Here is a 10,660-nt window from a genome sequence, read left to right on the forward strand (position 1 = left end):
GATTCTAAATGGCAAAAAAATTGGGAGAATTTGGCTTTTGATTTAGACTCTTATATTATGGATATTGGGGCATTATTTTATTGAAATTGACCGCTATATGCCTGAAAACAATAGATTATCAAAAATTTAAAAGAATTTGTCCTTCAATCCATCATGAAGAAACTGATCCAATTTATAAGCTTCTTTAGGAAATTCAAGGCTTTGCAGATTTTCACAATCTATCTTCGATATCTTATTGGGGGTTCATTTGTAATAGCAGCAATAGGGATGGGGAAACTATCTGATAATCCTATTCCTTTGGCGCTTGCTGCAAACAAGCCAATCCAAGATTTGGAGCCTATCCAACTTTTTTTCAGGGTTATGGCAGAGTCCGGTCTTTATTGGAATTTCATAGGTTGGTCTCAGATTATAGCTGGAGGTTTATTGATGACCCAACGCTTTGCAAGTTTGGGTGCAGCCATGTTTTTTGGGATTATCTTAAACATTTTTGTCATCACAGTATCCTATGGATTTACCGGAACACCAATAATAACAGGATTGCTGTTATTGGCTGTTTTTTTCCTGCTTTTATGGGATATTGAAAAGTGGCAATTTCTTTTTCGACCCTATACCAACGAAAATTTAATGGCTCCTCAAACCCTTCAGATTATAGGAAAACCATTTTGGGAGATCCTTGGTCTTACGTTATTCATCCTGATTATTGCTTTATATGTTTTAGGATATGACATCATCATTCAAATGGCCTCTAGTTTATTGATTGGTTTGCTTGGTTTTGTTTTATACTTCTTATTGCCAAAAAGGGATTGATGAATATGTTAAAAAGTTTTTATTGAGCCGTGCTGCTGTCAAACTTACTCGGAATGGTTTAAGACCTAGTCTTGGACCTTTTTGCTGTCTGTCTTCAGACTGACCCCCATACAGCATAAAGCCAGTAGCTAAAAGAGTCCAAGCCTGAAGATTCGAACTAGAATTTGAGCTTGACTTATTCCAATTCCCCCATTTTTTGTAAATTCAAAGAACTAAACCAAAATATTGGAAAACAAACTACAAAGCTCTGCATGTCAAAAAATGTCTTTTTTCTCTTCTTCCTTTTACTAATATCTATTTTTTCAGAGGTTAAAGCCCAGAGGGGCTATGAACCCGGCTATGTGGTTACCCAATCATTGGACACGATCCATGGAACAATCAAAGACCGAAAAGAGCCTCCTTTTGCAAAATTGTATCCTAAAATCCGTTTTAAAAGTGAATTTTCCAGAAACAGGAAATACAGCGCCAAAAAGATCAGAGGATATACCAGAGGAGAGGATATCTTCGAAAGCCAATGGATTTTGCGCTACTCCCGTTTGTTCAAAACTGAATACCTTAGCCGAAAGGGTTTGGGCAAGCACCATTTTATGAAAGTAAGAGAAAAAGGCTTTCTTACTTATTACCAATGGGAATTCTTGGATCAGGAATCTTCTACAATTGGTGCAATTGATCTATTCAAGCGAAGGGATGAAGACTATTTCATAAGGGTAACCCAAGGCTTACTAGGCCTTAAAATGAACAACCTGGAAAATTACTTTGAAGATTACCCTGAGTTGATGGAAAAAATCCGTAATAAAGAACTAAAGAACCCCGGAGATATTGCAAAATTCTATAATGATTGGTTGGAGGTGGATTAAGAAGCTATGATGCTTAATGAACGATGTTGGAACATATTAAGGCATTCCAAAAGGTCTTTGGAAGTTGATATTATTTTTACGATTACCAAGAAAGGAATGAGAAAGAATAATCTTTGAATCCAAACTTAAAAACCCTTCAAGCACGCCGCAGCGCACTCAAAGCTTAAGTTCCACCTTCCGAAATCCGACTTAATGAATCCCTAAAACTCTTAACTCCTCAATGTTTCAAAAAGAATCCCGCTTCCTTACACATACTTGATTTCCACTTTTTTCCCTGTCTTGACTGCTTCAAAAATGGCATCAATAATAACCATATCTTTCCAACCCTCTTCCCCATCAACGGGAATCATGGGTATTTTCCCATCCAATATTATTGCTGCCATTTCATCCATCTGGGTGGTTTGATGCGTCACGTGGGGTAAATCCAACCTTCCTTTATGGGTAGCACTTTTGATAGGACCATACCCAGTGGATGGCTGCATTTCAGCAAAACCCTTGATGCCGTTCAGGTAAAATTTATCCAGGTAATTCATACTATAAGTCGACAGACAGGATGCAATGGCACCACTCGGAAAGCCCATCTGAAAAGTAATGGTTTCATCCACACCTTCTTTGAATTTGACAGGGTCTGTTTTCACTTCTTGGGCAGTCACCCAAATTGGGTCTTCTCCTATCATATACCGAGCGCCATTGATCGAATAGATTCCTATATCCATCATCGCACCACCACCGGCGAGTTCATAATTTAGACGCCATTGTGTTGGATCACCGATGATAAAGCCGCTCAGCCCTTGGAAAAACATGATTTTACCAAACTCCCCATCCCTTCTCATCCTGACAACTTCTTTTGTATTGGCTTCAAAATGCATCCTATAGCCAATCAATAATTGAACACCTGCTTTTTTACAAGCTTCAATCATTTCCCTGCCCTCTTTGGCATTAATCGCCATAGGCTTTTCGCAGATCACATGCTTTCCTGCTGCTGCAACTCTCAAACATTGGGAATGATGCAAGGCATTAGGAGTCGTTATATACACGGCGTCAATATCAGGATTATTAAGGATGGCATCAAAATTCCCATAGTTGTAACAGTTTTTCGCGGGAATATTGAACCTGGACTGCCAATCCTTGATTTTAGTTGGCGTCCCACTGATGACACCTGTGATTTTGGCTCTTTTACAGTCTTTCATGGCATCTGCTACCCTATTGGCATAGCTACCAAGGCCCATCATAGCTACTCTAAGAACTTTGTCATTTTTTTCAAAAGAAGTTGATCTGGCCAAAACGCCCGGAGTTAAACTAGAAACTAAAGGAATGCTAAAGGCTGTTACAGTGATTTTTTGGAGGAAATCTCTTCTTGACTTCATGATTGGATGGGTTTAAGTAGGTAGGTATGATGATTTTTCAATAATAGCAATATAAACAAAAAAATCTGCCGAAACCACACCATCAATACCTTACCATAAAAACTCAAAAATATTTGAGAATTTAAAATTCCTTGAATTTGAAACCAAGGCTATTTTGATCAAGAAAAGCCTAAAAATAAACGCATGGAACTCTTTTTATGGCATTCAAATACACTTTTTATGTATTCCTACGCCATTTTTATTGTTTTGTTAAACAACGTTTAATTATATTAGCTTGTTTAACAGATAATTATGGGAGTAGCAGAAAGGAAACTTAGAGAAAAAGCGCATCTGAAGGATCTGATTTTAGATTCTGCCAGGAGCCTATTTTTCCAGCATGGATTTGAGAAAACATCCATCCGAAATATTGCAGATAACATTGAATACAGCCCTGGTATCATTTATCATTATTTCAAAGATAAAAATGAGATTTTTCATGCCTTACATGCAGAGGGATTCAAAAATCTTAAAACGAAAATGGAATCTGTTTCCAATATAGCAGACCCAATGGGCAGATTGAAAGCAATGGGAAAGCAGTACATCCAATTTGCCATTGAGAACCCCATTATTTATGACCTGATGTTTACCCTCTCTGCTCCTATGGAACACATCAATGACATCGATGATAAAATATGGTCCGAAGGGGAATCCATTTTCAGCATTTTGAAAAAGAATGTGCGGGAATGCATGCTACAGGGGTACTTTAGAGGCCAAAGCGCCGAACCCACCACTTACCTAGTTTGGTCAACAATTCATGGTTTGGTTTCCCTCAAAATCAGAAGAAGAGCCCAAAAACTTAAAATCAACGAAGAAGAAAATATCGTGATGAACAGCTATCAGGCTTTCTGCATGATGCTGGATAGGCAGTAACAAAAGTTTAGATTTCAGATATTAATTGGCATGAAAGCCCTATGCTTCATCACTTCTAAACTCAATGAAGTAAGTCGATATAAAATATCAGATATTTAAAATAAAAAAGCTGCAAAAAATAAAATTAAGCCAATTTCATTTTTTTGACCAAGCCGAACATTTATATATTCATGGCTGTTCTATCAGTGTATTATGAAAAAACTGAGAACTTACCTCATCATTGGTTTCATTCCATTATATTTCTTTGTGATCAGTAATATTTCCAAATCTAAGCCAGATTCCAATTTTATTGCCAATCCCGAGTTGATCACTATCCCTCCTTCGGCAGATTGGAAAGGTACACCTCTTGATGAAAATGGCCGGTTTACCAACTTATACAGCCCTTTCGAAAGCAGTTTTGGAGACCTTTTAAAATGGCAAACCAGCAAAAATCCTCAAAAAGAAGCCAAACAAAATGAATCCAGAAGACTGGTCGTGGAATTTGACTCTACTATCTTCCAAGGCAATGCGGATTACCTGATGTGGCTTGGACATGCAACCTTTCTGATGAGAATCGATGGAAAAGTATTTCTGGTTGACCCGTTGCTTTTTGACAATACCTTCCTTAAGCGGGAAAGTGAACTTCCTTTTCCGATTGAAAAATTACCTGCATTGGATTATCTTCTTTTATCACATAACCACAGGGATCATTTGGATTCAAAAACCATTAAATACCTCACCCAAAACAACTCAGACTTAAAGATCCTGACAGGATTAGGGATTGAAAATATCATCAAGTCCTGGTCCAATGGACATACCATCCAAGAAGCAGGTTGGTATCAGCAATATTCTTTATTGGATTCCGGCATTAGGATCACATACGTGCCCAGTAGGCACTGGTCAAGACGATGGCTTTGGGATGACAACAAAAGTCTTTGGGGAGGATTTTATATTCAGAACGGAGATTACAGCATTTACTTTATGGGGGACAGTGGTCATGGCCCGCATTTTTCGGACATCAAAAACGCTTTAGGATCACCGGATTATTGCCTAATGGGTGTAGGTGCATTCAAACCAGAATGGTTTATGCGCCAAGCCCATATCAGTCCTACAGATGCTATTGAAGCTTTCAATGTTCTGGAAGGAAAGCATTTCATTCCAATGCATTTTGGTACTTTTGACCTTTCTGATGAACCTAGGATGGAACCTTGGGATATTTTAGTGCAAAATAGTTCAAAAATCAATGGCAATTTGATTGAGCCAATCCTGGGAAGGAATCTTCTCGTAAGCAATTAGGAAAAAAGATCAATTTTTATGAAAAATAAAACCATCAAAGTTATAGCATTTGATGCTGACGATACCTTATGGGTAAATGAACCCTATTTCAGAGAGGCAGAAAACAAATTTTGTGCTCTTTTGGAAGACTACCTACCACATCATACTATTGACCAAGAACTTTTTAGAACCGAAATCCAGAATCTTCCACTCTATGGCTATGGTATAAAAGGATTTATGCTGAGCATGATCGAAACGATTTTAAAGGTTTCAGAAAACACTGCCAATATTAAGATCGTGGAAAAAGCCCTCCAAATCGGTAAGGAGATGCTTGAAAAGCCCGTGATCCTCTTGGAAGGAGTAGAAGAAGTCCTGATAAAATTAAACGGTGACTATAAAATGGTGCTTGCCACCAAAGGAGATTTGATGGATCAGGAGAGAAAACTCCAAAAATCAGGTTTGGAGAAACATTTCCACCATATTGAGATCATGAGCGATAAAAAAATCAGCGACTATCAAAAGCTGCTCCGACATCTGGATTGTAAGCCTGAAAATTTTCTGATGATAGGCAATTCCATCAAGTCTGATGTTTTACCTGTATTGGAATTGGGCGGAACTGCAATACATGTACCTTTTCATATAACCTGGATACATGAAGAAGTAAGCCATACCATTGAGCATTCAAATTTCTACCAAGTGGAAAACATCAGAAAAGTGGCCGACATTCTTGAGAACAGGTAAATTATAGCAGTAATGATAAAAAAGAACAATTCAGCAAAGCTAAAATCATCTAGTACAATAAACTTTTGAAGGTAAATGGGTAAAGAGACAATATTTTTCCTAAATCATATAAAATCTTTTCCCTAAAACAAACGATTTCTACCATTTGAGTATTTTTTTTACCTAGAGAGGGCTAATCTACCCAATTTTACCTAACTTGCTGACCAGCTGCAATTTAATATCTAATTTCATAATCTTTCTTTAAAAATGGAGGAACACGGATCATCCATGGATGAAATCCTATTTAAAAATACTGGGATTACGCTCGATAAATGGATCAGTATGTTGTCCATTTTAAACCTACGTACCAAGGAAGATATCGTTCAATTTTTGGTCGAACATGAAGGTCTCACCCATCGAACGGCAACATTTATTGCTTTCAAAGCTATCCGTTATCAAAAAAGAGCGAAAGAAGAGTAATTTCTCCATGATTTATTAAGCAAAGATCAATTTCAGAAGGAGAAGAAACTTATGTAATGTTATTTTATTTATTTTCTTTAGCCTAATTTGAGCTCAAATGTCAAATATAAAAGCAACCATACTAACTCCAACACCAAGACTTGAGTCTTCCAAACTCTTCTTTTCTACGCTGGGCTTTCAACAGTTTTCAGAAAATCCTCTACTCTATTCTGATGGAAAGGCTTATATAGAAATCAATCCGGACAGGTATGCCCGTGCTGGGATCAAATTATATAAAAACTCTTGGCTGGATGAGGTGAAAAAATTGGCGGAAATAACCTATATCAAGGAAACTAAAGAGGGGTACCTGCTGAATGATAGCAGCGGTGCATGGATATATCTTCATGAGGGGGAACTGACAACGGCATTAACGCAATCAGAAAATAGTTTTAGCATACTGGGCAATTCCATGGGAATTAGCTTGGAATGCATGGATGCGCAGAAATCATACGAAATATTCACAATCCTGGGTTTCCAGCCCATTTATGGATCCCTTGATAGTGGTTTTGTCGTCATGGCAAATGGAGATTTTGGTGTATCGATCATGAAGCCCCTCACCTGCCCACACCTATTTTTCAGCCCCTCTCTCAATTATTTTAATGGCGTTGAAAACCTTCAAGTGATCCAAAAAATCCGTGATCTCAAAATACCAATCACTGAGGAAATTACCTATTTCAACAAAGAGGGTATTGTTGACAATATCATCATCCGTGATCCGGGAGGATTGGGCTTTTTTATTTTCAGTGATTAAAATGAAATTGAAGTATTTTTGTAGACCATCCCTTTCCAAATATCACGGTCATAGAAATGGGGTTAAGGAATACCTAAGTACTGAAATATAGTTTAACCCTTGATGGCATTTTGCTAATCCAAGATCTATGAATAAAATATTTTTAGAGGTCCTTGATTGCGTAACATTGATCACTAAGATGTGCCATTTGATTTTTGTACCTTAGTTGAATAAATCAAAATTCTAAACCCATGACATACCACATATCTAAAAAAATCGCGAAACAGGATTTTTCCAGTGCTAAAGAAAAAGTAACAGAAGCGCTCAAATCAGAAGGCTTTGGCGTACTCACTGAAATAGATATTCAGGCAACTATGAAGAAGAAACTCGATAAAGATTACAAACCTTTTGTAATCTTAGGAGCATGCAATCCCGTTTTTGCTGATAAAGTATTGAGCATTGATCCCAATATGAGCGCTATGCTTCCCTGCAATGTTTCTTTGCGTGAGTTGGAATCCGGAGAAATCGAAGTCTCAGCCATCGACCCAATTGCAGCCATGGCAAGTGTAGGACATGGTGATATTGAACCGTTGGCTAAGGAGGTCAGAAATAAATTGGAAAGAGTAGTCGAAAAAGTTTAACAGGAGATTTCTCCTGTATTCAATTTCCCTGGGTAAAACTTTTTGCTCAGGGATTTTTTTAAAAGATGATGAAAATCATACCATCTCATATTTTTAATATATAAATTTGATTTACAGTAAATTATAACTGAAAAGTAAGCTACGAACGCTTTTTAACTAATATTTTACGTTATAGGTTCCTGACAGTTCCCATGTTGGGATTTGATGATTTCCTATTGAGGTTTGAGAACATTCAACCTAATGTTTTGACCGATGAAAAATATCTGTTTAATATTTCATACTCACCATCCTGTATTGCTCAATAAATTCAGATTTTATGAAATCGGTGGTTCTAGCTCCTATTTTAATCAAGAGAATAATCGCGCGAAAATGCAACAGGCCGCAATTAAAAAATATGGTCCTGTCAACCAACAATTGATGGCGCTTTTTAACCAATTCTCAAAGTATTTTAAAATCAGTTTTGCCTTTTCAGGAACTACCATGGACCTTATGGAAACTTGCTGTCCGGACATTATCCAAGACCTCAAAAAGATCAATGACCTGGGAAGTGTGGAGTTTCTAGGTGAAACCTATTCCCATTCCATTTTGAACCTGAATAATGAACAGGAATTTATATATCAGGTAAGCAAACAAAAAAACAAGGTGCTCAATCTCTTTGGGCAGTATCCCCGTTCCTTTTTAAATACCAATTATTTCAGTCTTGAATTCCTGAATTCCGTTTTGCCTTTTCTTGAATTTGACCTTGTCATCAATCAAGAATCATACGGTATGCATGAAGGTTTTTCCAAACACACCCTGTATCAAATCAAGGACAGGGATGGATTGAAAATGCTTTTCACTGAAAACCTTTTACAAAAACCGGAGGGTCTAAAAAAATCAGAAGTCTTGAACAAGCCTCCTTTACGTTATGCCGATGAATTTATCCATTGGATCAATGCGATGCCTGAAGAAAACCAGATTGTTACCCTGTTAATAGATTATAAGGGCTTTTTGGGTGAAAAAGATGCCAACAAACCCTTATTGAACTTTATCCATGAGTTACCCCAAAAAGCAATGGAGAGTAATATTGGGTTCATTACGCCTTTGGAAGCAGCTCTTTCTGCTGATTTTTCCCCAAAAGTGACCAATGTTTCTTTTGAAATAAAACTTCAGGAAAAGAAAAACCCACCTAACCAGCTCCAAAAAGAAATATTGGACATTTTAACCGGTCTAAAAGACAAGGTTTACCAAACCAAACAAGAGAACTTCATCAAAACTTGGCATTATCTACAGGATGATATTAACCTACATGAAATGTCTTTTGAATCCAAGAATAATGATTCCTTGCAGGAAGATCAAAATCCCTTCAGTGCCTATATCAATTACAGAAATATCTTAGATGACTTTACCAGAAAAATTGACAAAGCCCTTCTGAACTTAAAAGAGAAGATTCGGTCAAATAATTATGTCAGCTTGATCAGGTCCAAAAGAAATAAGATAGGAAATCAGCCCTTGTCATTAAAGTCTAACCATTGATTATTTGTGATTAATAATTTTTTCTTTCCCATTTGGAATGGATTTCCCATCCACCTTCAACCTCTTTTAAGGTAGCTTGCCATTCATATGTTTTCGGCCAATTTTTAAAGACTTTTGCTACCATATACAAAAATCTGAGGGAAAACTTACTTTCATTGGGAATCCAACCCCCTAAAGGCCAAATTTTAAGTTGAACTTGTTTCATTTCCCTTTTCACATGGTATATCCCTTTGATTTTCCCAGTGCTTTCATGACCTGAAATCACAAATTCCCCCTTGAGTTCAGTGCCTTCTTTCAACAAGTTGATCTGAGGAAATGCAGGAGAAAAAACCAGCCTGATTTCATGTCCAGCACCTGATTTGACAAGTTTCTTCATTTCTGCTCCAAATCCGTTGATTTCCAGTATCACACCCTGCAAGTCATTGACTAAAGCACCATTTTGAGAAGGATTAAAAGTGACGATAAAAGGATCTGAGGAATATCTTGTGAAATACATCCACGTGTTATCCAAGGGAATGGGAAGTTTATCAGGTTGGTGGCTTTTACCGTCAATCTTTACATGTATAACGGTGTTATTCCTGCGGACAAAATAGAAATCATGAAGTAGAACCAGTGGCATAGCTGATGGATTCGTAGCTGCATCCCCCATTGGGGCCAATAACCCGAATGGTTCACGCATTTTGGGGTGGGATTCCTTGATCAAAATTTCAACTTTTCGATTTTCTGAATCCCTAAAAATAATATTAGCCTGAACCCCATACTCATTGATTTCAAAATCCTTTTGCTCAAAAATCACTTTCTGCATCAACCCTAAACCTTTTCCTGCAATATCAAATTTATCAGGATTTGGATGAAGAGAGGCTTCATGGTAAACATCCACCTTCATATCCTTTCTCCAGGCGATTACCAAAAGTCCTTTCCCATTAATCTTGTCATCAAAATATTGGGGTTCCAAACCTATGTATTTTGAATCAGTGTCTTTTTCAAAATTGACCAGCAACAGCCTTTTCATGGGGTCAATTTGAAATAGAAAAGGATTTAGGAAGGGTTTTGGTCCCTCTTCATAAATAGAATTTGGATGCTTCATCATGCTTTCAATTACATTAAATAGATGAATGACAATATTGATGCCTATCGAAAGGATATAAAAGCTATTTAAGAATGTTAGAATATTTATCAAAAATACCAAGCATACTTCACATATAAATAATTACAAATTAATGCCGTTTAGTTAGTGGTTAATTAACTGAAATTCATTATATTAGAGATATAAAATAAGGCTTCCGAAAGCAGGGAGTGCTGGAAGCCTTAAAACTTTAATTGTAAATGAATTCAAGTTAA

The 10,660-nt window shown here is 37.0% G+C and carries 11 protein-coding genes; 9 read left to right on the forward strand and 2 right to left on the reverse strand.

Translation table 11 applies throughout. From position 1 onward, the window contains the following. The first annotated feature begins 153 nt into the window (after nt 1-153). Nucleotides 154-807: a hypothetical protein gene (locus ACFFIP_RS15690; RefSeq protein ID WP_382388648.1), complete on the forward strand. Its 654-nt coding sequence runs from the start codon at nt 154-156 to the stop codon at nt 805-807. A gap of 251 nt (nt 808-1,058) precedes the next feature. Then, the gene (locus tag ACFFIP_RS15695; protein ID WP_382388649.1) at nt 1,059-1,664 is read left to right on the forward strand and encodes a hypothetical protein; all 606 of its coding nucleotides are present in this window, start codon (nt 1,059-1,061) and stop codon (nt 1,662-1,664) included. A 245-nt stretch (nt 1,665-1,909) separates the two neighbouring features. Here the strand turns inward: ACFFIP_RS15695 and ACFFIP_RS15700 are convergent, their stop codons facing one another. Next, complete coding sequence (locus ACFFIP_RS15700) at nt 1,910-3,031, reverse strand: Gfo/Idh/MocA family protein (RefSeq protein ID WP_382388650.1); 1,122 nt, start codon at nt 3,029-3,031, stop codon at nt 1,910-1,912. Nucleotides 3,032-3,322: 291 nt separating this feature from the next. On the opposite strand from ACFFIP_RS15700, the gene ACFFIP_RS15705 reads away from it, so the two are divergent. From ACFFIP_RS15705 to ACFFIP_RS15735, 7 genes are all read left to right on the forward strand, one after another. Further along, nucleotides 3,323-3,940, forward strand: coding sequence for a TetR/AcrR family transcriptional regulator (locus ACFFIP_RS15705; protein ID WP_382388652.1), 618 nt, complete (start codon nt 3,323-3,325; stop codon nt 3,938-3,940). Between the two features lie 192 nt (nt 3,941-4,132). Beyond that, nucleotides 4,133-5,215 (forward strand): MBL fold metallo-hydrolase, encoded by a 1,083-nt coding sequence (locus ACFFIP_RS15710; protein WP_382388654.1) that lies wholly within the window; start codon nt 4,133-4,135, stop codon nt 5,213-5,215. An 18-nt stretch (nt 5,216-5,233) separates the two neighbouring features. Next, nucleotides 5,234-5,935 carry an HAD family hydrolase gene (locus tag ACFFIP_RS15715; protein ID WP_382388655.1) on the forward strand — a complete coding sequence of 234 codons (702 nt, stop codon included), beginning with the start codon at nt 5,234-5,236 and terminating at the stop codon, nt 5,933-5,935. Nucleotides 5,936-6,181: 246 nt separating this feature from the next. Next, nucleotides 6,182-6,394, forward strand: a complete 213-nt coding sequence (locus ACFFIP_RS15720) for a hypothetical protein (protein WP_382388656.1) — start codon at nt 6,182-6,184, stop codon at nt 6,392-6,394. Nucleotides 6,395-6,491: 97 nt separating this feature from the next. Continuing rightward, nucleotides 6,492-7,184 (forward strand): hypothetical protein, encoded by a 693-nt coding sequence (locus tag ACFFIP_RS15725; protein ID WP_382388657.1) that lies wholly within the window; start codon nt 6,492-6,494, stop codon nt 7,182-7,184. Between the two features lie 230 nt (nt 7,185-7,414). Beyond that, on the forward strand, nt 7,415-7,804 hold the full coding sequence (locus tag ACFFIP_RS15730; RefSeq protein ID WP_382388658.1) for a DUF302 domain-containing protein: 390 nt from the start codon (nt 7,415-7,417) through the stop codon (nt 7,802-7,804). Between the two features lie 252 nt (nt 7,805-8,056). Continuing rightward, nucleotides 8,057-9,319 carry a polysaccharide deacetylase family protein gene (locus tag ACFFIP_RS15735; protein WP_382388659.1) on the forward strand — a complete coding sequence of 421 codons (1,263 nt, stop codon included), beginning with the start codon at nt 8,057-8,059 and terminating at the stop codon, nt 9,317-9,319. 10 nt (nt 9,320-9,329) lie between these two features. On the opposite strand, the gene ACFFIP_RS15740 is transcribed toward ACFFIP_RS15735, so the two are convergent. Then, complete coding sequence (locus ACFFIP_RS15740) at nt 9,330-10,331, reverse strand: hypothetical protein (protein WP_382388660.1); 1,002 nt, start codon at nt 10,329-10,331, stop codon at nt 9,330-9,332. Nucleotides 10,332-10,660: the final 329 nt, after the last annotated feature.

The sequence above is a fragment of the Fontibacter flavus genome (assembly GCF_042432905.1).
In the GTDB taxonomy this organism is placed as follows: domain Bacteria; phylum Bacteroidota; class Bacteroidia; order Cytophagales; family Cyclobacteriaceae; genus Fontibacter; species Fontibacter flavus.